Here is a 23,793-nt window from a genome sequence, read left to right as displayed (position 1 = left end):
ACGCCACTACCACAAGGCCGCCAAGATGTCAGGTCTGAGAGCCAGCTTGGACGGTGGTATCGTGTTCGGGAAGGTCGTCGAAGGAGGCGTAGTTGAGATAGTAGAGTTTGGAATACAGGCCGCCCATGGCTATTAGCTCATCGTGGTTGCCAGTCGCAATAACTTGGCCATTCTGAAGCACGATGATGCGGTCGGCCCCCCGGACCGTGGCGAGACGGTGGGCGATGACGAGGCCAGTCCGCCCTTCAAGCAGCTTGATCAGAGCCTTCTGAATCTGCAATTCCGTGTAGCTGTCGATGTTGGCGGTAGCTTCGTCGAGCACGAGGATCTTGGCGTCAGCGACGAGGGCGCGGGCGAAACTGATAAGCTGGCGCTGGCCGAGAGATAAGTTGTCGCCCCGTTCGCCAAGTTGGGTCTCATACCCGTCGGCGAGGCTCATGACGAAGTCATGCGCGCCGACAGCCTTGGCCGCCTCGATCACCTTGTCGCGCGTGGCTTCCGTCTTCTGGTATCGAATGTTCTCGAAGACCGTCCCGGTGAACAGGAATGGCTCCTGCAGCACCATGGCGACCTGGCGGCCGAGCGATTCCTGGGTGAGGTCGCGTACATCATGTCCGCCAACCAGCACCTGACCCTGCTGAACATCATAGAAGCGGTGGACCAGGGCCATCGCACTCGATTTGCCAGAACCGCTCGGTCCGACTAGTGCGACCGTCTCGCCCGGATTGACCTTGAACGAGACATTTTTCAGAACCGAACGGTTCGGATCGTAGCCAAAGGTGACGTCCCTAAACTCGACCGAGCCGTCCATTTCGGGCGAAAGCACCTCGGCATTGGGTTTGTCCTTAACATCGATCTTGACGTCGAGCACATCGGTCAGGCGCTTGCCTGAGGCCATGGCGCGCTGCATGACCGAATATTGCAGGGTGAGTGAGCGGATCGGGTCAAAGAACCGCTGGATGTAAAATAGGTAGGCTACCAACACGCCCACATCTATACGGCTATTCATGACCATCGAGCCGCCGACCACAATAACGGCGGCCAAGGCGAGGCCGGTGATGCCATCGACGAGGGGCACCATGACCAGTGCATATCTGGCAGCGACCAGGTGGGTCCTGAGGTTGGCATGGGCCCGATCGTCAAAAAGACTGAAATTCACCTGCTGGCGGTCCATTGACTGTATGGTCCGCACGCCGTGAATGGCTTCGGCCAGCGCGCCATTGACGACGGAATTGGTTTCGTGTGCAGCCATGAAGGCGTCGCGGGCACGCGGCAACCAGACAATGCGGACGATCACCAGGATCGGCAGAACCGATAGCGTCAGGAGGCCGAGGCGAAAGTCGAGCCACAGCATTACGAAAACGATGCCGAAGAGAAGCGCAACATCGCCTAGGGAATATACCGAGGTTTCCAGGAACTCCTGTATGGAGTTAACGTCGCCTTGCAGGCGCGACATCAGGCGTCCGACCTCGGTCTTGTCCATGAAAGAGAGCGAAACCTTTTGCAGATGGCCAAACATGGCGCGGCGGATGTCGAACAGGACAGTTTCGGCCATTTTCCCATCCAAGGCTTCCTGCATGTAGCCGGCGGCGAAATTGACCAAAATCGCCGAAAGGAACGCGCCGACGGCCGCAAGCTGGGCTGAGCGATCGGGCCTTGCCGGGTTCATGCCGAGGTCGATCGCGTAGCGGATGATCAAGGGGATGAGAAGCTGCGTCCCGGTGAAGATCAGCATCGCGACAATCGTGACAACTACCTTTGCCCGGTAGGGATGGACGAAGCCCCAGATGCGACGGAGGATGCTCTTGTCGAAAGCCCGGCCGAACATCTCCTCCTCGATCCGGTGCGAGCCGACGACCGCGCGCGGAGGGCGTCTCCCGTCGTCAGGTTCGGCTTCGAGTTCGCCGCGGCCCTGGTCCATCAGCGGGCGCCCCCATCCTGGCTAATAATGCTATCACCCGGGCACGTCTGGAGATCGTAAAGGGCCCTGTAGCGTCCCCGCTTCGCCAGAAGCTCTTCATGCGTGCCGCGTTCTACGATTTCGCCGTTATCGACAAAAAGGATTTGATCGGCATGCTTAAGCGCACTCAGCCGGTGCGCGATGATGATCGTCACCCGATCCTTTGCGAAGCGCCGCATCGCCGCGCGAATGCGCAGCTCGGTGCCGGCATCGATCGCGGCCATCGAGTCGTCGAAAATGATGACGGAGGGGCGCAGCATCATGGTGCGAGCAATCGTGAGACGCTGGCGCTGGCCGCCAGAGAGAGAAACGCCGCGTTCGCCCACGACCGTCTCATACCCTGCCGGGAGCCCTAGGATGTAGTCGTGGAGCTGGGCGAATTCTCCAGCGCGTTCAATTCGCTGTCTCTTCGCCCAGGGATCGCCATAAGCGATGTTGTTCTCGATCGTTGTGGTGAATAGGAACGCATCCTGCTGTACAACCGCGACCGCCTTGCGAAGGCTCTCGAGGGTGACATTGCGTATGTCCTGGCCGTCCAACGTGATGGCGCCACCGGTCACGTCGTAAAAGCGGGGGACCAGATGAGCCATCGTCGATTTGCCGGAACCCGGCGGACCGACGATCGCGATCGTCTCGCCTCTCCGGGCCTCAAAGCTGAGGTTCTTCAGAATGGCGCGGTTTTCGGCGTTGGGGTAGGCAAATGAGACATTGTGGAAGCGCAGAGTGCCGTCACTTATCTCAAGCGGTCTGGCCTCGAGAGCATCCCTGATGGTGATCTCCTGATCGAGGAGACCGAAAAGCCGCGAACCGCAGCTAGAAGCGCGGGCAAACGCATTGACCATGAGACCGATCTGGCGGACTGGCATTTGCAGCATGGTCATGAAGGTCAGGAAGGTCGCCATGGTTCCGACGCTGATCTCGCCAGCGACGAGCTTGTTGCCACCGATCCCAAGCACCAATCCCATTGCGAAAAAGTAGGACAAGGTCATCGCCGACGTGTTGGGTACGTAGATGTCAACGAGATCGTTGGCGAGGCCGAGCGCGTTCTTGGAAGCGCCGTCGAACTTCAGCATCTCATAGGACTGAGCCGCAAAAGCGCGGACCACGCGGATACCTGCGAGATTTTCCTTCATCACGCGGCTTAGTACCGAAAGGCGCTCATAGAGGTCGAGCCAGGTGGCGCGCAGCCTAAGCTGTGTGGTCGATGAGCGCCAAGCGACAAAAGGCACGAAGCTGAGCGCGGCCAAGCCGAGCATGGGATCGGTCGAGATCATCATGTAAGCGCCAATCCCGATCAGCATCGTCAGCAGGAGCACCCGCATAAGCCCGGTGGAAAAATACATCCGCACGCCTTCGAGATCGAGCATTCCGGCGGTTATCAGATCGCCTGAATGGACCCGGTCGTGAAAGGAAAAGCTGAGACGCTGGATCTTGTCGTAGTAGGCGAGCCGCAATTCGTACGCGACATGATGCCCGACGGCTTCGGCAAAATAGTTCTGCGCCATCGTGAAAACGCCGCGTAGCGCGCTGACGGCGAGCAGCAGGAGAGCCGGGGCCCAGAGCGCTTGTCCTGCCGCGGCCCCCGCGACGCCGCCCCCGATAGCTGTCTGGGTCTGGTCGACAGCCCGGCCGAGAAGCTGGGGAATGAGCACCTGGAGGATTGCCGCCATGATCGTCGAGCCCATAGCGAGGGCAACCTGCCACGGATGGCGCAGATTCATACGCGTGATGCGCAACAGCGTACTCAAATCCCGGCCCCAGCGCGCCGCTTCAACATGGGTCAACGAATTCAGTGCGTTCGTTGCGCTACTGGCAGCATCACTGTTCACGGGTGTATTCCCGACTGCATTTTGCGCCTTCGAGGAAAGCCGAAGCAGACATCATCAAAGGCATCCGTCATTGTTAATCCCGTCCTCAACCTGCAGCCGTGCCCGTTCCCACAAGCCGAGCCGCCGCTTGACTTAGTGGCATGTCGATCACCGTGATTCCGCTTGCCGCAAGGAAACGCGCTTCGTTTCTGGTCAGGGTTTCGGCGTCCATTACGGTGCAATAGGGACCGCGGGAGCGCTTCATGATCTGTCTGGCGTAGGTGCGCAGCATCTGATCGTTGAAGCGGCAGCCAACGAAGAAAAATCCACGGGTGATGCGCCGTTCCTTCACAGCGTCTGGGATCGGTGTCTGGATATCAATTTCGGACAGGACTTCGACGTAGTCGGAATCTGCGACGAGAAAGTTTTGCGCGGGCGTAATACTCCCGTGAGGTGAATAGAGAACCGTCTTGGCCCCCAATCGGGGGTCGAGCTCCCTCCCGGACAAATCGTAGGTTTTCGTCCAAATGTTGCCGATTTCATTCGCGCGCGTGACGCCTTGTATCTCAACGACGTCCGTTCGGCCGGTATCTACCAGAGCCGTGCGCATCGCGCTGTCATACCAGCTGTCGATGATGAGGGAGAGTGGCAGCCTTGCGAGCCAGGCGTGGAAGGGGGTCGGCCCCACCGGCGCTGCGAATATGTCGGTCATCCAAGCTTGAAGCGTCCGGCGATGCCGGCGCTGTTCGATGAACTGCGCAACCGACCACATATTGGTGCGGATCCTGGAAGGCGCTGGAGCCCGTGCATTGAGTGCCGCTGCAACAACCTCCGGGGTATGCGGCACAGGCGGTTCCACACAGTTCAACTCAAGAAGACCCGGACCGAGATAGGGGATCACCTCATCGGCGGCGAGCGCTCCCTTCGCCAGGTCAAGCAGCTTTTCAGCAAAACTGTCCCGCACAATGACGAGGTGGCCCGATGTCAGGATCGTGTTCATCTCGTTTCCTCGCGACGCACCTAGGGGCAGCATCAGCCCTCTTCGGAAATCTTCCTTGCCTCGACGGTGATCGGCAGACGCGTATCATGTGGGAGATCGGGTAGGAGGAGCCGCCACCCGTTCCTGAGCGTGACCGTTCCGCCCCACAACTCTTCCTTCTCGAGTTTGATGATCGGCTCTTCGAGGTCCTTTTTGGGGACATACGCCGACAAACCAGCATCGGTCCTGCGGATCATGACTTTCATCTGGCCGTCCCTTCATTGGTATTGCTTTCAGCACTGCAGGGCGCCTCGGCCTTGTCGAGGCTCATCAGTTCACGCGCTCGCATACCGACGACGGTGCCACGGTCGATCCACTCGACCGCATAGATGAAGAACTGCTGGAGGAAGGTGCCAATGTCGCGCACATATCCCTCGTCCCCCTTCCGCACGAGATTTTCGCCGATCTCCCTGCCAGGATAGGTGCCGTCATTCTTTATGTGGCGAGTGGCACGTACCCGCTCTCCAGGCATGAATCGTGGAGGCCTGCGGATTTCGATCTCCTCTTCGCGTCCGAGCGACATGTCCGTTCCCTGATTTCTCTTGCGGCTGAGATTGCGAACAAGGCGTTCCAGGCGTCCTGCGTAGGCAGCCCCCAACCATGTCGGCAGTCCAATGTCCGTTACGCAGGAACGCAGGTCTTCGGCACCGGACATACCGAGGCACATTGCTGCGCCTCGAAGACCCCCTCGCATTCGGTACACTTCTGTGACTCGATCACGTAGCTCTCGCCTTTGAACTTGATCGCGCCGGAAGGACATTCGAATTCGCAGGCGCCGCATTGGGTGCATTGGGATGCGATGATCTTGAAAGCCATTTTAACTCCTGGTCCGAATGAATGAGACAGCTCAGGCCGTCGCCGCGAGTGTGGGGGTCCCAGATGCGGCGATGTAAATCGCGCTGATTGCTGTCTCGATATAGTCATGGGCACAGGCGTCGATGGCTCTGATTCCAGCCTCCGCGAGCTGATCCTGCGGGCAATTTCCAATCTTGGCGCACAGCACGATATCTATGCCTTGAAGCGCTGCGATGACGCCATCGAGGGCGGCTTCTGCGCCCCAGCCGCCAAGGCAATACTTGTCCACCTTCCGATGCCCGACGAAGCTGATCCCTTTCAGCGAGGCTTGATAAACCTGGAATTCCTTCGCATGGCCGAAATGCTCATTGACGCGGCCGCCGCCCTTGGTCGCCACCGCGAAGAGAAGGGACTTGCCGGGGCTCGCTGCCTTGACCAATCCGATCGCTTCTCTCCTAGCCTCGACGTGATCACGGCGCTCCTCCGCGACCAGCTCCCGATAGGCCTTGCGTTTGCTGGCATCGTAGGTGACCTCGCCGGGAATCCGGTCGACTGTGAATTCCTGGCCACGATCTTCTCCGAGCAGGCCCACGGCATCTGCCCGGCACTGCCGGCAGTGGCGCATCAACTGGGCGCCGTTTTCGACACGATCCTGAAGAGCCTTCATCTCCATGGCGTTTGGGCCGCGCTGCCCGCTCAGACCGTAGTGCGTGCCGTGGGCCGGGTCCGAAATCAGCGGCATAAGGTTGTGCAGGAACGCGCCTCGCTCCTTAATCCATCTATTCACCTCGATCAGATGCTCATCATTCACGCCCGGGATCACCACCGAGTTGATTTTGGTGAGGATGCCCCGCGCGGTCAGCATCTCCAGGCCCAACATCTGCCGCTGGTGCAGGATCCGGGTGGCTTCAATGCCGATGTAGCGGCGATGATCGTGAAAGATCCAAGGATAGATCTTTGCGCCGACCTCAGGGTCGACCATGTTGATCGTGATCGTCACGTGATCGACATTCATGTCAGCAAGCTCATCGACATGGTCGGGCAGCGCCAGCCCATTCGTGGATATGCAAAACTTGATGTCTGGGATTTCCCTGGCGACCCTGGCGAAGGTCGCCTTCGTCTTCTTCCAGTCGTAGCAGGCGTCGCCCGGTCCGGCGATGCCGAGCACGGAAAGCTGCGGCACCTCATTGGCGACCGCGATCACCTTGCGTAGCGCCTGATCGGGCGTCAGCTTTTCAGAGGCTACCCCAGGCCGGCTTTCGTTGGCGCAGTCATATTTGCGATTGCAGTAGTTGCACTGGACGTTGCAGCCCGGCGCGACCGCGACGTGCATACGCGCGAAATAGTGATGCGCCTCTTCTGAAAAGCAGGGGTGATCCTTGATCTTCTCCCAGACAGCCGGATCCGTGTCGTCGGGCTTTGTCGACGAGCCGCAGGACGAAGACGCGCAGCCACCGGGTTTCATGGTGCCAAGCAACTGGTCACCGAATGTCGTGCTGAGGCTCTCAAGCGAAATTGCCGGTGCAGACATGAACGGCTCCGTTGCTGCGTGATGTCGCAGTTCAAAGCGCAAGAGCTATGCCAGCTCAAAGAGCTGTTTCGGTTCACGAATAGGCTTCTCGTGTCAGATTCCTTCGGATTGCTCCGACACACCTTTGTCGGGCTTACGACAGTGGACAAGCAAATAGGGTCGCGAGGCTAGCAGCCTCGGGCGCGCAGAGTGTGAGCGAGACCACTCCGGGCTGCTTACGCTTGACGTCATCGCGACGTCTGGAATTTCTTCACCTTGATACCATGCCGGCCCAGGGCGTAGCTGATTTGCCATGGCGTGAGGCCGAGGATACGAGCCGCCCTGGAAGAACCCAACCGGCCTAGTCAATCGCGTCGATCAGCCGGTTGCGTGCCGTCAGATGCGGGCGACAAGCGGCATGGTTCGGATGCGGCCGTAAGAGGAGATACCTTGCTGCGGAGGCGCCGATGCGACTGGCCGGCAGCCGCAATTCGCTTGATCTGTTACGGCCTGTGATATGAGGCGGCGAGTGCCTGGGCGGTTCAGGGCCTCGTCGACCCGATCTGCGGCCCGGTGGCTCATAGAGACGACTTCAGCGGTTGTCGTCCAGAGTGAACCTGCATTTTTTATCTGAGGCTGAATTATGCAAGAACAGTATTCATGCAATGTCTCTTCATTCATTGGCGATTAAAGCAAAAAATGGCATGGCCGAGACTCAGCTGTACTGGATGATCGCCGCCTTAAGTGTGCGTGCGCCGGTCATCCGAATTTAAAGAGGATTCCGAAACCGCCGCGTGGATAGTTCCACTCGATCTCACCACTCGTCTCGCACAAAATCCGGCAGGTGCCGCACTCCATGCAGCCGTCGGCAGTGATCTCCACTTGACCCTTGTCGTTCAACTCATAACATTTCGCCGGGCAGACGTGGGTCAGCGCGAGCAAATTCGCGCTCGGCTTCTGGTGCGGTCGCACTTTGATGTGCGGGCGGCCGGAATCCACCAAGTAGCGGTTCTGGTAAAGCTTGTCCTCGACACGTGACTTCGTCGCTGCGCTGGTCATATCGTCTCCCCTCAGCGCCACGCCAATGCAAGGCGGACCGCGTCGCTGACCAGCCCCCAGCGCGAGCGCGCCTTGATGAAGGCCGCCGTGGTCGCCTTTTCCTTCTCGATCTTCGGCGTGCCGTCGACACGCATGAAGTTCTGCGCAGCTTGCGACATCAACCGCGGATAAGTCGTGAAATAATTGCTGGAATTGGTGTGGAGCAAGGCCGGCATGTCTTTGTATTTCCTCAGGTCCTTGACCACGAAGGACTTGTCCAGCATGGCTTTGTAAAGGGCGAGATTCCGTTTGTTCATCGGACCGTTGCGGCTCTTGACCTCGACGATTGCCTCAGCCGCAATGCGGCCGGAGGTCATGGCGAGGTTCGAACCCTCGCGGTGAATCGCGTTGTTCAGTTGCGCGGCATCGCCGACCACGACCCAACCATCGCCAAAGAGCTGCGGAATAGCCTTGTAGCCGCCTTCGGGAATGAGGTGTGCGGAATATTCTTTCACTTCCGAGCCGGCGATCAGCGGCCGGATCGAAGGATGGCTCTTCAAGGCATCAAGGAGAACGTAGGGGCTCTCGACCATCGCGGCAAAATCGGAGACGAGGCAGCCAATGCCCAGTGAGATGGACTCCTTGTTGGTATAGAGGAAGCCGAGCCCGGCCATGCTGCGGGAGGTCGTGCCCACCGCCTCGATCACGCAGCCCTCATCGCCCTTTACGCCGAACCGCTGCTCAATGACCTCTTCGGGCAAGAAATGCATTTCCTTGACGGCGAGGGCCACGGTTTGCGGCTTTGGCATCTCGCGCAGGCCGGCTCGAGTGCCAAGCAGTCCGCAGACACCTTCTGCGAGAACGACCACGTCCGCGTAGATGGCCCCGCCCGCCCGGTCTGTGCGGACGCCGATCACCCTGTCCTTGGCATCACGGATGAGTTCCGTCACGGTCGTCTCGCACAGAACGGTCGCGCCGGCCGCGCGCACCTTACGCGAAAACCATTTATCGAACTGGGCACGGATGATCGTGTACCGGTTGGGCTTCGCCTCATTGAAGTCGTCCGACCGATAGTGAATCCCGGTATGGGATGTGTCGTCCATCACCCAAAGCCGCTGTTCAACCAAATGCCGCTCGAGAGGCGCATCATCCCGGAAATCCGGGATGATCTTCTCCAGCATGTTCGCGTACATGATGGCACCCTGGACATTCTTGGAGCCCGGATATTCACCCCGCTCCAACTGCAGCACCTTCAGGCCATGGCTGGCCATGGTGTAAGCAGCTGCGTTTCCGGACATGCCTGCCCCAACAACAATGGCGTCGAAGTTTTCCTCGATCATGTCCATCCCCTTAGCTCGAAAGCTTATCGCGACTGTGGGGCGACAGCCGCCGGGTGAAGGCTTCCGTCAGTGCGGGCAGGAAGCGGATCGCGTCGGTGACGATTCCGAGGTGAGCGAAATCGAAAATCGGCGCGTTCGGGTCGGTGTTGATGGCCACGATGAGATCCGCCCCTTCCACGCCAACCCGATGCTGGACGGCGCCGGAAATCCCGGCCGCTATGTAAAGCTTCGGCCGGATCGTCTTGCCAGTTTGGCCGATCTGCCGATCAGCTGGCATCCAGCTCTTCTGGACTAACGGACGCGAACAGCCGTGCTCGGCGCCGATTGCTCGTGCGAGGTTCTTCACAAGCTGCAGGTTCTCCGCCGCGCCAAGACCAAGGCCTCCCGCAACCACGACGTCGGCATAGGCAAGGTTTGCCTTCGCCGACTGATTGTCCGGCAGGAAGCCGAGGACTTTGGTAGCGATCTCGTCCTCGGCAAGCGAAAGCTTGTGCCGGATGATACGCCCGACCGGTTTATCCGTCCGCTGCGGCATGGGCATGACCCTCGGCCGCACGGTCGCCATCTGCGGGCGGAAATTGAGCGTATAGATCGTGCACAACAAGGAACCGCCGAAAGTCGGACGCGTGGCGGCGAGCGAACTGTCGGTATCCACATCGAGTTCGGTGCAGTCGGCCGTGAGCCCCGTCTGCAAGGTCGTCGCCACGGAGCCGGCAAGATCCCTGCCCAGTGTGGTGGCACCGAGAAGAAGGATTTCGGGTTTGTGGGTATCGACCAGATCCGTCAGCGCCTTGGTGAAAGGTTCATTCCGATAGTCGGCGAGCAGGGGCGCCTCGGCGATGTAGACAAGGTCAGCGCCATACGCGAATGCTTCGGCAACGGCGTTCCCGACGGCCTCTCCCGGCGGTCCAAGCACGACGCCTGCAAGCTGGACCTGAAGCTTGTCTGCTAAGTTGCGGCCTTCGCCGAGCAGTTCGAATGATACCGGATGGACCTCGCCACGTTCGAGCTCGATGAAAACCCAAACGTGCCGATAGTCCTTGAAATGGGCGGGCAATTCCTTCTTTATGCCGGCGCGGCCGGCGGCAGGGCGAGGGGTTTCTCCGTTCGCGGTCGACATCGTTTTGCTCCTTGCCGTCACGCGCCGCCGTTAAAGGCGAGCTCATGTTCCAGCGCCGGCTGGCGGGTGAAGATTGCGGTGATGAGTTCGTCAGCGACATCGCGCAAGGCCTTCTCGGCGGTGTCGATTTGTGCCGCCTTTTCAGCTCGAGCAGGAGGGGCGAAAACACGTTTGACGACCGTCGGTGAACCGCGCAGGCCGCATTTGGTGAGATCCTCAATGCCGGCGTCGGCCGCGCTCCATTTCAAGACCTGGCTGCGCGCGGCGCACAAGGCGTCCTGGATCGAGCCCCGGCGGATCTCGTTTGTGCCTTCCAGCATGGTGATGAGGCAAGGGAGCCTGCTCTTCAGCATCTGTGTGCCGCCTTCGGAACGGCGCTCGACCTTGATCTCGCGTGCAGCAAGGTCGACAGAAGGGATCTTCGCGACATAGGTCAGTTGCAGGAGTCCGAGGCGCTTGGCGATGCCGGGCCCGACCTGGGCGGTGTCGCCATCGATCGTCTGCTTGCCGGTGAAGACGAGGTCTGGCGTGCCGAACGTCTCGCCAATCTTCGCGATTGCCTGGGAAAGGGCGAACGAGGTTGCCAGCGTGTCGGAGCCGGCAAAATAGCGGTCGGTCAAGAGCACCGCTCGGTCGGCGCCGTAACCGAGCGCCTTGCGCAGCGCGTCCTCTGCCATGGGCGGACCCATGGTGAGCACAGTGACTTCGCCGCCATGTGCGTCGCGCAGTCTGAGCGCTTCTTCGAGGGCGAACAGGTCGTAAGGGTTGATGATGGTCGGAACACCCTGGCGCATGATCGTGTTCGTGACCGGATGGACCCTTATCTGTGCCGAGTCCGGCACCTGCTTGATGCAGATTACGATGTGCATTGGCGGTTTCTCTAGGCTCCTGTCCGGGTCCGGCATTGCGGTTATCTCCTTTGTCCGCATTATTCGTGCCAAGTCTCTTGCGCTCCCCCTTTCCTACAACTTCGGCTGGTTGCTTCTGACGGCGCTGTGGTGATGACCGCATTTGGCGGCTGCTCGACATTGTCGCGTCGCACCCTTGTCGCCGATCATTCCCGTCCGAACCGCTTCAGTACCGAGTCGAACGGAACAAAGGTGTGACCCGGCGCGGCAGGTTTGTTCGGATCGTGGTCCTTGAGCACCTTGAAAATCCGATGCGTGAGCGGCGAGGAAATCGCAAAGTCCTCGTAAGCTCGTTCGAGCGTCGCGCGCACCCTCGCGGCAATCACCTGGTCGGGCAGACCGGAGAAATCTTCTTCGGCGAGGTATTGGCCCACACGCTTCATGATATGGAGCCGCGAGACATTCAGTACCTTCGGGTCATAGGCGACGCCTAGGACTGAGAAGAATTCCTCTGCAGCCGACAAGCGCTTCAGTCGTGCGAGGATGTCGGTGACATCCATGGGGCGGCTGTCAGCGGAACAATTCATTGCATTCTTCCTGGTCGCAAAACTGTGGCCTCTGTGCGCTCGCGCACGGCTGACTTGGACCCGCACAGCTCGATGAGGGATGCCTCGCTGCACATTCCATCGTAGAGCTCGACCAGTCGAGTTGCAGTGACGGTTGATTTGGTCTCGGCCGCCTCGCGTCGGACGCGGGCCACCATCGCGGCTGCCAGATCCGGGTCGAGATCGCGACCGCTTTCGCTCAGCACATGGGCAATCGCAGTGGCGCCGGAATGCTTGCCGATGACGATCCGCCGGCAGCGGCCCACGAGAGTCGGATCGAGCCCCTGATAAGTACGCGAGTCCTTCAGCAGCCCTGCGACGTGAATGCCGGATTCGTGGGTGAAAACATCGGCGCCGACGACCGGCTTAGTGGCTGCGGTCTGCCGGCGGGCGGCCCAAGCCACCTGGGCGGCGAGGTCGGGCAATGCGGTCAGCTCAATGCCGGTGTCTGCGCCGTCGAAGACTGCCATTGCGGCGGCCACCTCCTCCAGCGCGGCATTGCCCGCACGCTCGCCGAGCCCCAGGACGGTGACGGAGGCATGGCGCGCGCCTGCGCGGATCGCCGCCAGCGTGTTGGCGCCAGCAAGTCCGAGATCGTTGTGCGCATGAAATTCAAGGTCGATTGGAGACTGCACCACGAGCTGGGCGACAAGTTCGAAGGTCGAAAACGGGTCGAGAACACCGACTGTGTCGGCCAGCCTCACGCGGCTTGCGCCGGCGCGTGCGGCCGTCTCGATAACGCGGGCGAGATGATCCCGATTGGCCCGCGAGGCATCCTCGCAGCCCACCGCGACGAAGAAGCCGGCATCGGCGGCGCGCCTGACCATATGATCGATGACCTGGAGCGCTCCCGCCTTGTCGAGGCCGAGCTTGGCGGCAAGTTGGATGTCCGACGCAGGCAGCGACAAATTGACCGCTTGGACGCCGCTCTCGATCGCTGCATCGAGATCCAACGACGTCATCCGGCACCAGGCCATGAGCCGAACCGGAAGACGCCGCGCTACCACGGCGCGAATTGTTTCCATCTCGTCGACGCCCATGACCGGCGTGCCGATCTCGATCTCTGTCACGCCAGCCGCCGCAAGAGACTCAGCGATCTCCAGCTTTTCCGTCGTGGTGAAGGCGACGCCCGGCGCCTGCTCGCCATCGCGCAAGGTCGTATCGTTGAGGGAGACATGACCGGTCATGACAGGCAGCCTGTTCTTCTGCGGCTCACGCATAGACCGGACTACCCGGCCCAGAACCGGAAAAGCTGCGCAGCTTCCCCACGATTCCCGGCATGACCTCGAGCACCCGGTCGATGTCCTCTTCGCTGTTGTCCCGCGCCAAGGAGAAGCGGACTGCCGCGTGTGGCGTTTTCATCGCGCTTAGGACATGGCTTGGTTCCAGAGAGCCGGAGGTGCAGGCCGAGCCAGAGGAACACGCGATGCCAATGCGGCTGAGGAGAAGTGGAATTCCATCACTTTCGACATGTTCGAAGGAGATGTTTGCGGTGTTGGGCAACCGTTGCAAGGGATCACCAGTGACACAGGTGCTTGGGATGCGCTGGAGGATCCCGCCCTCCAGGCGATCGCGGAGCGACTTTACCCGTGTGGTCTCGTCGTCCATGAATTTCAAGGCGAGTTCGGCCGCCGTGCCGAGCCCGGCTATGCCGGGCGTATTCTCGGTTCCAGCACGCCGGTTGTGCTCTTGGTGACCCCCCTTGATCAGCGAATGGAAATCGACGCCACGTTTTACGAAAAGCGCACCGATCCCTTTCGGCCCGTGCAGCTTGTGGCCGGAGAGCGACAGCATGTCGATTGCGGTCGACTTCAGGTCCATCGGAAGCTTGCCGACCGCCTGCACAGCATCGGTATGGAATAGGGCGCCCACTTCCTTGGCCAACTCGGAAAGCCTTGCCACGGGGAAGATCACACCAGTCTCGTTGTTCGCCCACATTATTGACACGATTGCAACCTGTGGGGTGAGGGCGGCCATATAGGCGTCGAGATCGAGCCGACCACGGCAATCCACCGGGATCCTGTGCACCTTGAGGCGGCGGGTCTTCTCAAGATGCTCGCAGAGCGTCAGCACGGCGGGATGCTCGACCGCGGACGTCACGATCTCGGTTCGGTTGGGCGCCGCCTCGAGCGCTGAAAGAAGCGCTGCATTGTCGCTTTCTGTCCCACCCGAGGTGAAAGTGATCTCATCCTCGAACTCCGCGCCGATCAGAGCTTGCAACTGCCTCCGCGCCTTTCTCACCGCCGCACTGACTGAGGCGCCAAGAGCGTGTGCCGACGAAGGGTTGCCGAATTGATCCCTAAAGAACGGCAACATCGCTTGCACGACCTCAGGATCGACCCGTGTGGTTGCGTTGTTGTCGAGGTAGACAGGCTTCATAGGTGCGATCCTCAGTTAAACAGAATGACGCGAGCGCTAGACCGACTCGTTGAGCCTCTGGCGCATGCCGTTGATGATCATTTGAACTGGCAGCGCGCGCAGGCGCCCGGAGTGTTTGACGTAAACCGGATCTCCGTCGATATGGACATGTTCGCAGTGGCCGTAGGTCAGCCCGCAGGTAAGGACGCCCGAACGCGATAACGCTACCGATGAGCCGAATTTGGCGCAGCGGCGCGATTTGTCCGCAAGCAGCTCGGGTGCCACCAGGAACCGAGCTGCTTCGGGAGGCGACGTTCTTTGAATCCTACTGGGAGCGAATGGCGGTCCCGAGATCGGCTTTGACCTTGTCTTGTTTTTTAGGATGGGGACATCTGTTGTGCCGGCCATATAAGTCTCCTCTGCCGCAAAATCACTCTGTCGGCCGCACAGACGCTTCGGGCGTTTAACTGAAGGACTTGCCGCAGCCGCACTTTTCGCGCGCATTGGGGTTATCGAAGACAAAACCGGAAGATTGGAGCCCGGTGAGGAAGTCGACGGTCATGCCGGCTACATGGGGTTGGGAGCCCGCGTCCACGAACAGCTTGACCCCATCTGTGTCAGTGATCGCGTCGCCCTCGCGCGACACGCTCTCCAGGCCCATTAAGTATTTGAAGCCTGCGCAGCCGCCGGCCTCGATCATAATGCGAAAGCCTTCCGCCGGCTCGCTGGCACGGCAAAGAGCAGTCTTGAAGGCGGCAACAGCGTTGTCGGTGAGCGTAATCATGGCTCCATTCTCCTCAGTCCGCGACCTGCTTGCCCATCACGTTGCATGCACCGTGCCAAAGCCAAAAAACGTATCAACACAGCGCGGCATCTCTCGCACTGGTGCCTCTTGATTGCTGATAAGGTGTCGGCCAATCGACACGTGCTGTCGGGTTTGTCGGGTCCGGCACGAGGGATGTTGGCCTGAGTTCTTGGGTGAACTCACATCACCAAGGACAGAACTTCTTCTGAGCTTGCCTCGGCGCAATTGGCACGGTTTTTGAAGCTCCGTTTGGCGAGACGGCAAGAGCATGCCGATCCACAACCATGCCGTGGGTGCCATCGCGATGGATGGGGCGAAGCAAGGGAGTAACATGTCAGGACCGTGGTCAGATACGCGTTGTTGGCAAAGCAGCGCCGCTCGTGGCATCCGAATGCCCGCTTGGCCGATTGCGACAACATCCATACTGGCTCACCACCCGCCCAGTAGCCGCCGACCGGCTCGATGGGATGCCATCGGCATGTGGCTGCTCGCCGGTTTTCGCATTGGTGCGACGCCGTGCGCACGCTGTCCAGCGACACCTTGTTCATGGGCCAGCAGCAGATCAGGATCGAGCATTTCGGCGCGCCTTATCGGCTGAAGGTTCCCGGGCAGGGCAGATGATCCTCACACGTCGTAGAAACAGGGGTAAGCATGGACCAACGCGAGAAACCGTCGCCCGACGAAATCCGGCGGGCGTGCAAAGACAATCCGAAGATCCGGGAGCATGATCTCGCCGCTCGATTGGGCATTTCGGAAGCCGAGTTGGTCGCGGCGCATTGTGGTCACGGCGCGGTGCGCATCGAGCCGCGCGTCGATGATCTGCTGACCGGCCTCGAAGCGGTCGGCGAGGTGATGGCGGTCACCAGCAACGAAAGTGCCGTGCACCAAAAGATTGGCGTCTACGGCAAAGTGGTCACCGGCAACCAGCATGCCATACTGCTCGGCGACGAGATCGACCTGCGCATCTTCCCGAAAGCGTGGGCGTATGGCTTCGCCGTCGAGAAGCGCGAGGGGGCCGAGATCCGCCGCAGCCTGCAATTCTTTGATGCCACCGGCGAGGCGATGCACAAAGCTCATCTCACGCCCGCCTCGAACCTGCAGGCCTATCAGGATCTGACGGCAGAGCTTGTATCCCCCGACCAGGAGCCGATCATATCGCTCGAGGCGAGCGGGGCGCGCGATAACGCAGTGAGTCCAGACCACGCCACCACGGTCGACGACCTACGCGAGCACTGGGGCCGGCTAAGCGACGTGCATCAGTTCTACCATATGTTGAAGACACTGAAGCTCAGCCGCTGCCAGGCGATGCGTATGGCCGACGAGGATGACGCCTGGCTACTCGACAATGATGCCATTGGCGCCCTGTTCCAACAGGCGGCCGAAGACGAGATGCCGATCATGTGCTTTGTCGGCAATCGTGGTTGCATTCAGATCCATTCCGGCCCGATCAGGTCGGTCAAGCAGATCGGGCCGCGGATCAATGTGCTCGAAGAGACCTTCCATCTGCATCTTAGGACCCATCGCATCCGCGAGGTCTGGGCCGTGCGCAAGCCGACGAGGGATGGTCACGTTACGTCCATTGAAGCCTATGGCGCGGACGGCAAGATGATCATCCAGTTCTTCGGCACGCGCAAGGAAGGCGAACGCGAGGGCAGCGACTGGCGGTTTCTGGCCGAGAGTCTGCCACGCGTTCCCGGTCCGACCTCCAGGGGTGTGTTGACTGCCGACAGGTCCTCGGATTGAATTGGCCGCGATAGGACTCAGCACCACGTTCCGACAGCGGCTCGCGAGCAAATCTAGGTCCATGAGCGGAAAGGATGCCGTCGTAGCGCATGCGCATGGTCAGGTGATGCACGCCGGAATGGACCGCATCTATACAGTCAAGCTGGTCGCCGGTCGGCACCGGTGCGCACGAGTGCATCGCCGTCTGCCGAAAAGCCTTGCAGCGCCTGCGAGCGATAAAACGCATACGCCATCAGCGCCGAACCGAAGCGCGGCTTGACCTTTTTGATATTTCCGATCGTCTCGCGCAAGCGCCGTCGGGTCTTCTCGGACCGCACCCGATCCTTGCGCTGGATCGCGTCATTGCTCAATCCGGGCCGTGCGAGCGATCTACTCGCTCGTCGCCCGGCAGGCTGTGCAGCAACAGCCAAGCCGAACAGCCCGATGTCGCGGGCTCGACAAAACCGACCACGGATGTCGGTTGTCGGACGTTGTCATAAGAATGATGGACAGGTGATCATCAGCGGCAGACCCAGCGCAGGCTGGCATTGCTTGGTGCACCGCCATGGCTACCCTATCCGGCACGCGACTTGCTTCGACAATTTGATCAGCAGGGCAGAGGTGATTGACCAGTCTCTCAACCCTAACGGGGAAGCGGCCGCTTTGCTTCATGACCGGAGCGCGGCGGAGATGCCCCTCTGATCGACTTCGCAACCCATCTCATCCGCGCTGGTGCAGGTGGGCTGTATCAGGCGACAGAATCTAGAAGGCGCCCGACAAGAGACGTGCCCATGCTGGAAATCGACTTTATGAACAGCGGTGCAATCTCAATTGAGCCATGAACGCCAATGTAGAGAAAACAAAATGGCGACCAACCCCGTTCCAGATCATGTCCCGCCCGAAATGGTGAGGGACTTCAGCCTGTTTACATCGCCAGGGATGCCACCAACACCCAACGGGGATCCACACGCAGCTGTCGCTTGCGTACATGACGGGCCTCCGATCTTTTACTCCCGCTACAACACGCAAGATGGCCGGGGTACCTGGGTCATCACCCGTGCCGCGGACCAGCGGAAGGTGCTGCAGGACGCAGAGACTTTTTCCAGCCATCGCAGCATCTTCTCCTCCATACTGGGTGAGAACTGGCCGACGATCCCGCTTGAGCTCGATCCACCGGCCCATGGCGTCTTTCGCTCACTGCTTAATCCGCTGCTTTCGCCAAAGCGGGTGTTGGCTTTGGAACCGGCTGTCCGCGAACGGGCGGTCGAGCTGATCGAAAGGATCGCCGCGTCGCGCACAAGCTGCGACGTGATGAAGGATTTTGCCTTTCCTTTCGCGGTGAGCACCTTTCTTCGCTTTCTGGGGTTGCCTGATGACCGACTCGATACATTCGTCGGCTGGGGGAAAGATCTGCTCCACGGCGACGATAAGGAACGACCTGTGGCTGCCCGGACGATCGTGGCATTCATCGACGAACTTGCAGCCATGCGCCGCGGTGAGGCGGTTGACGATTTCATGACCTTTATAGTGCAGGCACAGGTCGAGGGCCGCCGGCTGACTGACACCCAAGTCCGCGGCATCGGCGTGCTTGTCTTCGTCGCTGGGCTCGACACGGTCGCAGCAGCTATAGGCTTTGACTTGGCGTACCTCGCACGCAACCTCAAAGATCAGCAATTGCTGCGGAGCGAACCGGACCGCATCCCGCTCGCAACCGAAGAATTGCTGCGGGCCTATCCGCCCATTCAGTTGATCCGCGTGGCCACGAAAGATATCGACTTCGAAGGCGCGCCGATCCGGAAGGGGGACTATGTTTCCTGCGCCACGATGATTGCCAATCGTGACCCGGCGGAATTCGAATGCCCCAACACGATTGATTTGGAGCGGGAGGACAACCGCCACGCAGCGTTTGGCTATGGTCCCCACCGTTGCCTTGGCTCACACCTTGCCCGGCGCGAGATTGTCATTGGCCTGGAGGAGTGGCTGGCGCGCATCCCGGCTTTCAGGATCAAGCAGGGTACGGCGCCGATAACTTCTGGCGGCCATGTGTTCGGGATCGAAAATTTGATCCTGGACTGGTCTTAGGCCCGCCCCGAGCCCGGGCACAGACAATGGAGGCAGCGCCATGCGCATCATCGTCCAAAAGGCCAAATGCCAGGGCCACGCGCGATGCGCGGCGCAAGCGCCGGACATCTTTAAACTCGATAATGACGGTTACATCCTGCCTGGTGACATTGAAGTTGCGGAAGGGGAGGAACTGCCTGCATCACGAGGCGCGCGATCCTGTCCTGAACGTGCGCTGGAACTCACTCGCTGACGCTCTGGATGACGGCATTCAACCGTGAGTCTGGCGGCTTGAACCATGTGGCCGCACTCAGCACGCGACCTCTGTCCCGCACGGTTCACGTCCAACTCTGCGGGGCAAATTCCGGCGCCAGTGTTCCCCGTGAGGCGCAAACGGCAGGGCCGGGGTTCGCGAACCTCTTCGAATCACAGAATTCTGCGCCAGAGCCGATGGACCAGACGAGAATTGCCGAACTACTCGACGCGAGGCGACCCGGAGTGCCGTACCGAAGAACTGCCCGACCCATGTTGCGGCAGGCCGGGTCTCTGCATGGTTTGATAGGGCGAAACCAGGAGAACGCACCATATTTGCCCAACATTATGCCCGGCTCAGCACCGGCCAATGGCCGCAGCTGGAGAGAAGGTTCGACCAGCATGTGCTTGCCTGTGTGCTTTCACGTGCGCTCGAGGAGATCGAGGCCGGCGAGGCGACGGCGACGGAGGCAACCGGACTTTCGCGCGCCGAGTTGCGCGATGTCCTGTCCCGCTGTTTCCCTGCTTTTCCTATCAACGCGTTTGCCTTGGAAGAGGGGAGCGAGCCTGAGCCGGATCTGGAAGAAGAACTTCTGCGCGGACTGCTGCTGGCGCATGCCCGGCCCGACGACAAGGCAAGCGCCCGCTTCGCCAAGATCATCGCCCGGCGTGCCATGCGCAATGACCACCTCTGGCAAGACCTTGGCCTTTTTAGTCGAAGCGACCTCGGCCGCCTGCTCGCCTCGCATTTTCCGACGCTGGCGGCCGGCAACACCCAAAACATGAAATGGAAAAAATACTTTTACCGAAAGCTCTGCGAGGCCGAAGGCTTTTCGCTGTGCAGCTCCCCCAGTTGCCGGGACTGCAATGATTTCGAAAGCTGCTTCGGCCCGGAGGAAGGCGAAAGCCGCCTCACACGGACCAAGGACAACGCCCAGGATTGAGAGCCGCTTGCGTCAGTCGTACAGCGTCAGAGCTCGCGCCGCGCCATCTGTCTGTTGTCAAATCTCGACGGACGCCTTGGGGGATTTGAATACTGTGCGCTCGCGATGCTCGCTTCGGCAGGTCGTCGTCATGGCAGGCGCGAGTCGAATGTTTGTTAGATGCCGCCACAACCTAAGCCGGCATCATCAATCGCTACAAGCGCAAGGAGTTGAAGGACACGTTGCGCGATCTTGAGCAGGCCGGACTTGGTGACCAGCTCGTTAGGTTTTCCAATTCATGAGTGGCTAGAGCGATGGCTGTACTGGCGTTCGATCTCGTCTATTTTTCCGGCCTGACGGCAGACCAACTGCTAGGCAGCGTCATCTCACTTCTGGCGTGTTTGCTCCTCTATAACTGATACGATTTTAGGAAACGGGGTCTGCAGTGTTTTCTTCCGCTTCGGCGCCACATAGCTTTCAACCAGGCGAAATGCTCGACGTCGACAGTTACCAGCGGCCGTAGGTTGATGGTCACCGTGTTTGGCGCTCAGAACTTCCTCCGTGCTAGTCAATGGTGAGCATCGGAAGCGATTTTGCAGGTTTTGCGCTGACGGGATTCTGGCTCGGCCCGCCGGTCGGGTTCGTCAAAAGGTGCTAATATAGCGTTGTATGTCCGATCGGCGGTAGTAGCCGCTTACTGATCGCCGGACGGTCATCCCTGAACATTGTTGCACCGCACCTGGAGTGCTTAGGGAATGATATTATCTGACAAATGGAAAAATCACGTAGGAGCCAAAGTAAAATTTTATTATATCTGACTCCTGAGAATTACCAAGTAATGATCCTAGAACGAATCTTTCGCGGGCCGTTAAGTTGTTTTTCAACTCTAGTGCGTCACTATGGGGTCCGTAGGTCCCAAAAAATGTCCCATCCTTTGCAGGGCAACAAGGAGGCGTACTATGGCAAGAATTTTTGAAATTCTTACGGGCAGTCTGACTGCCGGATGTGTTCTCGTAATTCTTTGCATGCCAGCGACTGCAGCTGGAATTAATGTCGGAGGCGTCGGCGGGGTATCCGTCGGCAGCGGAGGCGCCAGCGCTAATGTGGGCGGCAACAGCGGCGCTACGGCTAGCGTATCCCTAGGCGGTTCTGGGGCAAATGCCGCAGCCTCCGTCGGCGGCACTGGCGGAGCGACTGCTTCCATCGGCACCGGCCGCGCCAATGTCGGTGTCGTCACCGGGGTCGGTACCGACGTAAATGTCGGCGTTGGAACCAATCCAGCCGCCAACCCCAGCAACCCGACCGCTTCGAGCACCCCGAATCTGGCTAGCGTTGTCGGCGATATGTCGAACGCCCAGGTCACTCGGATGAAGAAGCGCTGCGTCGAAGTGCTTAGCAACGAAGATACCTATGATCGTGAGCTGCGCCGGCTCTGCTTGCTGATCTCGCGCCGCTAACCAGCGACCCCTTTCCGACCTGTCGGGGCTGTCGACATGACACTCTCCAGTTCCGGCAGTGGAAGCCCGCCCGCCGAAAGGTTGGCGGGCTTTTACAGTCAGCGTTTTTCCATCCGCAGCAGGCAGGATGTTTAGGCACTTTCGCGTATGTAAACGTTGACACTTAAGGCGCTTTCGCCTCGTAGGAAAGTTGTGTAACGCCTTGTTCTTGAACAAAAAATGTGAGAACGCCTAGTTGCTTAAGCGAAAAGCGCCTTACCGAGCGGATATCAAAAATAAACATTGTAGCGATCTTGCAACCGCCCGAGGCCGCTTTTACGCGTTCGGAGCAAGTCTAGGCCGATAAGTCATCGTTTTGCTTATGTTTCTTCACGTCACGGTGGCGGTAGGTGTAGCCGGGAATGTCCTGCAAATGGAACGTATTGCCGGGAGGCGAGTAGCGGTAGATAAATCCGAATTGGTCGGTGATCCCGTTGACGCTCGTATAAGTGATCTCGCCATACAGATACATATGGAAGGGAACCCGCCCCTATGTGAGTATCGGACAGGAAAAGCTCATTCAGCACATTGTTTGTGATAGGGCCGCCGCGATCAAAAGCTGCAGGGCTAAGAGCATCGTCTGCCCCGAGCACCCGTTCAACGTCATTGATTTCTCCGGGATGGTAATGCGGAGTTGGCGGCAAGTTGCAAAGCCGGAGGCTCGCCCGAATCTCGTTTATGATGGCAGGAGTGCGTCCGAAATTCTTGATCGAGTATGCCGCTTCCGGAATTGGTCTTTTGTTGTCGGGCTTGTCAGCCCAATCGTGCGTCACCCCCACCAACGGTTTGGTGGCGGTGACGAACAAATACGGGCGCTCGATATCGAGCAAAGCCTTTTCGGCAATGTCGGCGCTGCGCTGGGTGTGCCTAGCAGCCTCTTTGGCGTAGTAAGCAGCGGCCATAGCAGCGGCGAGCGTGAAAGCACCCACGATAGCGCCAATGGTGGTCCAGTTCGCCGACTGTTGGGCAGCGTCGGCAGCGTTCCACTGGGCACACAGATCGGAACTGCGATCATCGTGACCTGCTTGGCATGGGTTAGTGTAACTTGGGGGTTCATTTGCCTGTTGGACTGGCGGAGGCTTGCCGCAACAGGGTTGCCTATGGTCTCTTGATGCTGTTCGGAATGTTGGGGCTGAGTGCTCTTGCGCTCGTCTGGCGGTAAGGCCGCCCCGAGTAAAACTACTCCGAAAGCCGCAATGAGGATGCCCCGATAGCGTCTAAGCATTGCAGTAAGAACGCAGCGCTAAAGCCCCCCGGCTTATTTTGTTGTTCAAATTACGCTCGGTTTCGTGAATGTCCATAGTCGCCAATTTTTCGGCGAGTTGGGCATAGGTAACGCCCTTCCGCTTCAACTCTGACTTCAAAAGGTTCTTGGCTTTCGTCTCGTATTCGACGGTCTGCGGGTCGTCCTTGCCTGCCATAGCCTCGCCTCAAAAAATATCATCACAGTCGGTGGTACAGGCCCCTGTATTTGGCGATACAAGCCCCGCATATAACCGGATATGATGACAATAGCCCCACACTTCCTCCTTTCCGCCGAAAGCCGCTCCCTTTCTCTGAAAGAGATTTACAAGGTGGCGAGGAAAAGGCTTACGACGCGTTCAAGCGCCTTCGCTGGGCTTCGACTCAAGGCGAGCCTGTTTGCGGGAAATGCGGGTGCCTGGATCATTACGACATTCCGACCCGTCGCAAGTTCAAGTGCGCCGCTTGCGGGGGCGCAGTTCTCGGTTACGAGGGCACGATCTTCGCCTTGGCGCAAGCTGTCGTTTGTCGATCTGCTCGCCGCGATCTGCCTGTTTGTTAACGGCGCGAAGGGCATGTCGGCGGTCCAGTTCTCTCGCGATCTGGACGTGCAGTACAAGACCGCCTTTGTGCTGGCTCACAAGCTGCGCGAAGCCTGTCGGCTGAAACCAAGAACGAAACCCTTGAAGGCGAGGTCGAGATTGACGGCGCTTACTTTGGTGGCGTGGTGCGCGCCGAGGGCGCGCGCTTCTGCTACTGCGCGAACGCCTCTGGAGTCGATTTTTAGCAGCTCATTGGCGTGATCTTCAGTTCCTTCGCCACAAAGCCCGGCGGAGAAGAGTATGCTGCCTGGCCTATTCATTGGCCCGAG

General features: G+C 59.5%; 26 protein-coding genes and 1 pseudogene. 8 read left to right on the top strand and 19 right to left on the bottom strand.

Translation table 11 applies throughout. From position 1 onward, the window contains the following. Window positions 1-28: 28 nt before the first annotated feature. The 11 genes from X771_RS156535 to X771_RS156585 all read right to left on the bottom strand — a co-directional run bounded on the left by X771_RS156535 (window position 29) and on the right by X771_RS156585 (window position 11,479). Entirely contained in the window at window positions 29-1,921 is a 1,893-nt protein-coding gene (locus X771_RS156535) for an ABC transporter ATP-binding protein (protein ID WP_023687357.1), read from the bottom strand. Then, window positions 1,921-3,789, bottom strand: coding sequence for an ABC transporter ATP-binding protein (locus tag X771_RS156540; RefSeq protein ID WP_023687356.1), 1,869 nt, complete (start codon window positions 3,787-3,789; stop codon window positions 1,921-1,923). The genes X771_RS156535 and X771_RS156540 overlap by 1 nt, the downstream gene beginning before the upstream one ends. Window positions 3,790-3,874: 85 nt before the next feature. Continuing rightward, window positions 3,875-4,768, bottom strand: coding sequence for an SIR2 family protein (locus X771_RS156545; RefSeq protein ID WP_023687355.1), 894 nt, complete (start codon window positions 4,766-4,768; stop codon window positions 3,875-3,877). A 32-nt stretch (window positions 4,769-4,800) separates the two neighbouring features. Then, a complete protein-coding gene (gene nifT, locus X771_RS156550) occupies window positions 4,801-5,013 on the bottom strand; it encodes a putative nitrogen fixation protein NifT (protein WP_023672220.1) in 213 nt (70 codons plus the stop codon). Next, window positions 5,010-5,330: a nitrogen fixation protein NifZ gene (locus tag X771_RS156555; protein ID WP_023687354.1), complete on the bottom strand. Its 321-nt coding sequence runs from the start codon at window positions 5,328-5,330 to the stop codon at window positions 5,010-5,012. Before X771_RS156555 ends, nifT begins: the two co-directional genes overlap by 4 nt. Before the next feature lie 98 nt (window positions 5,331-5,428). Then, window positions 5,429-5,623 carry a 4Fe-4S dicluster domain-containing protein gene (locus X771_RS156560; RefSeq protein WP_023687353.1) on the bottom strand — a complete coding sequence of 65 codons (195 nt, stop codon included), beginning with the start codon at window positions 5,621-5,623 and terminating at the stop codon, window positions 5,429-5,431. 31 nt (window positions 5,624-5,654) lie between these two features. Next, window positions 5,655-7,133: a nitrogenase cofactor biosynthesis protein NifB gene (gene nifB, locus X771_RS156565; RefSeq protein WP_023687352.1), complete on the bottom strand. Its 1,479-nt coding sequence runs from the start codon at window positions 7,131-7,133 to the stop codon at window positions 5,655-5,657. Window positions 7,134-7,871: 738 nt separating this feature from the next. Continuing rightward, window positions 7,872-8,171, bottom strand: a complete 300-nt coding sequence (locus X771_RS156570) for a ferredoxin family protein (RefSeq protein WP_023687351.1) — start codon at window positions 8,169-8,171, stop codon at window positions 7,872-7,874. A gap of 11 nt (window positions 8,172-8,182) precedes the next feature. Beyond that, window positions 8,183-9,490: an FAD-binding protein gene (locus X771_RS156575; protein WP_023687350.1), complete on the bottom strand. Its 1,308-nt coding sequence runs from the start codon at window positions 9,488-9,490 to the stop codon at window positions 8,183-8,185. Window positions 9,491-9,500: 10 nt separating this feature from the next. Then, on the bottom strand, window positions 9,501-10,610 hold the full coding sequence (locus tag X771_RS156580; RefSeq protein ID WP_023687349.1) for an electron transfer flavoprotein subunit alpha/FixB family protein: 1,110 nt from the start codon (window positions 10,608-10,610) through the stop codon (window positions 9,501-9,503). Between the two features lie 17 nt (window positions 10,611-10,627). Then, on the bottom strand, window positions 10,628-11,479 hold the full coding sequence (locus tag X771_RS156585) for an electron transfer flavoprotein subunit beta/FixA family protein (protein ID WP_023672212.1): 852 nt from the start codon (window positions 11,477-11,479) through the stop codon (window positions 10,628-10,630). On the opposite strand from X771_RS156585, the gene X771_RS1000000168725 reads away from it, so the two are divergent. Then, window positions 11,403-11,612, top strand: a complete 210-nt coding sequence (locus tag X771_RS1000000168725; protein WP_023708822.1) for a hypothetical protein — start codon at window positions 11,403-11,405, stop codon at window positions 11,610-11,612. The two genes, X771_RS156585 and X771_RS1000000168725, sit on opposite strands and share 77 nt — an antisense overlap. A 52-nt stretch (window positions 11,613-11,664) precedes the next feature. On the opposite strand, the gene nifW is transcribed toward X771_RS1000000168725, so the two are convergent. The 5 genes from nifW to X771_RS156610 are packed head-to-tail and all read right to left on the bottom strand — an operon-like array spanning window position 11,665 to window position 15,205. Then, entirely contained in the window at window positions 11,665-12,045 is a 381-nt protein-coding gene (nifW, locus tag X771_RS156590) for a nitrogenase stabilizing/protective protein NifW (RefSeq protein WP_023687348.1), read from the bottom strand. Beyond that, on the bottom strand, window positions 12,042-13,250 hold the full coding sequence (gene nifV / locus X771_RS156595) for a homocitrate synthase (protein WP_023687347.1): 1,209 nt from the start codon (window positions 13,248-13,250) through the stop codon (window positions 12,042-12,044). Before nifV ends, nifW begins: the two co-directional genes overlap by 4 nt. Before the next feature lie 25 nt (window positions 13,251-13,275). Next, window positions 13,276-14,442, bottom strand: a complete 1,167-nt coding sequence (gene nifS, locus X771_RS156600; RefSeq protein WP_023672209.1) for a cysteine desulfurase NifS — start codon at window positions 14,440-14,442, stop codon at window positions 13,276-13,278. Window positions 14,443-14,478: 36 nt separating this feature from the next. Beyond that, window positions 14,479-14,829 (bottom strand): hypothetical protein, encoded by a 351-nt coding sequence (locus X771_RS1000000167995; RefSeq protein WP_156935976.1) that lies wholly within the window; start codon window positions 14,827-14,829, stop codon window positions 14,479-14,481. A gap of 55 nt (window positions 14,830-14,884) precedes the next feature. Next, the gene (locus X771_RS156610; protein ID WP_023687346.1) at window positions 14,885-15,205 is read right to left on the bottom strand and encodes an iron-sulfur cluster assembly accessory protein; all 321 of its coding nucleotides are present in this window, start codon (window positions 15,203-15,205) and stop codon (window positions 14,885-14,887) included. Window positions 15,206-15,706: 501 nt separating this feature from the next. Here X771_RS156610 and hemP point away from each other — a divergent pair. Together hemP and X771_RS156615 are read left to right on the top strand one after the other, a co-directional pair. Beyond that, window positions 15,707-15,847, top strand: a complete 141-nt coding sequence (gene hemP / locus X771_RS1000000167990; RefSeq protein WP_023687345.1) for a hemin uptake protein HemP — start codon at window positions 15,707-15,709, stop codon at window positions 15,845-15,847. Between the two features lie 30 nt (window positions 15,848-15,877). Continuing rightward, window positions 15,878-16,969, top strand: a complete 1,092-nt coding sequence (locus tag X771_RS156615; protein ID WP_023672205.1) for a hemin-degrading factor — start codon at window positions 15,878-15,880, stop codon at window positions 16,967-16,969. A 137-nt stretch (window positions 16,970-17,106) separates the two neighbouring features. Here X771_RS156615 and X771_RS1000000167985 read toward each other — a convergent pair whose 3' ends face one another. After that, window positions 17,107-17,319: a hypothetical protein gene (locus X771_RS1000000167985; protein ID WP_156935975.1), complete on the bottom strand. Its 213-nt coding sequence runs from the start codon at window positions 17,317-17,319 to the stop codon at window positions 17,107-17,109. A gap of 493 nt (window positions 17,320-17,812) precedes the next feature. Here X771_RS1000000167985 and X771_RS156620 point away from each other — a divergent pair, with 493 nt between their 5' ends. The 4 genes from X771_RS156620 (at window position 17,813) to X771_RS156630 (ending at window position 21,641) form a co-directional block, all read left to right on the top strand. Continuing rightward, the gene (locus X771_RS156620) at window positions 17,813-19,030 is read left to right on the top strand and encodes a cytochrome P450 (protein WP_023687344.1); all 1,218 of its coding nucleotides are present in this window, start codon (window positions 17,813-17,815) and stop codon (window positions 19,028-19,030) included. Window positions 19,031-19,070: 40 nt separating this feature from the next. Continuing rightward, on the top strand, window positions 19,071-19,262 hold the full coding sequence (locus X771_RS1000000166495) for a ferredoxin (RefSeq protein ID WP_081725572.1): 192 nt from the start codon (window positions 19,071-19,073) through the stop codon (window positions 19,260-19,262). Window positions 19,263-19,593: 331 nt separating this feature from the next. After that, a complete protein-coding gene (locus tag X771_RS156625) occupies window positions 19,594-20,205 on the top strand; it encodes a nitrogen fixation protein NifQ (protein ID WP_023687343.1) in 612 nt (203 codons plus the stop codon). A gap of 938 nt (window positions 20,206-21,143) precedes the next feature. Then, window positions 21,144-21,641: a hypothetical protein gene (locus tag X771_RS156630; RefSeq protein WP_023687341.1), complete on the top strand. Its 498-nt coding sequence runs from the start codon at window positions 21,144-21,146 to the stop codon at window positions 21,639-21,641. 374 nt (window positions 21,642-22,015) lie between these two features. Here the strand turns inward: X771_RS156630 and X771_RS1000000167980 are convergent, their stop codons facing one another. Both X771_RS1000000167980 and X771_RS01000000164820 read right to left on the bottom strand, forming a co-directional pair. Further along, on the bottom strand, window positions 22,016-22,609 hold the full coding sequence (locus X771_RS1000000167980) for a hypothetical protein (protein WP_155923866.1): 594 nt from the start codon (window positions 22,607-22,609) through the stop codon (window positions 22,016-22,018). A 288-nt stretch (window positions 22,610-22,897) separates the two neighbouring features. Continuing rightward, window positions 22,898-23,101, bottom strand: coding sequence for a DUF6471 domain-containing protein (locus X771_RS01000000164820; RefSeq protein WP_023731283.1), 204 nt, complete (start codon window positions 23,099-23,101; stop codon window positions 22,898-22,900). Window positions 23,102-23,191: 90 nt separating this feature from the next. Here X771_RS01000000164820 and X771_RS01000000164815 point away from each other — a divergent pair. Next, window positions 23,192-23,661, top strand: a pseudogene (locus X771_RS01000000164815) (IS1595 family transposase); the annotation flags it as partial. Between the last annotated feature and the right edge of the window lie 132 nt (window positions 23,662-23,793).

It is taken from the genome of Mesorhizobium sp. LSJC269B00 (assembly GCF_000502815.1).
Classification (GTDB): Bacteria; Pseudomonadota; Alphaproteobacteria; order Rhizobiales; family Rhizobiaceae; genus Mesorhizobium.
Note: the sequence above shows the minus strand (reverse complement) of the source record. Positions and strands in the feature narration are given on the sequence as shown.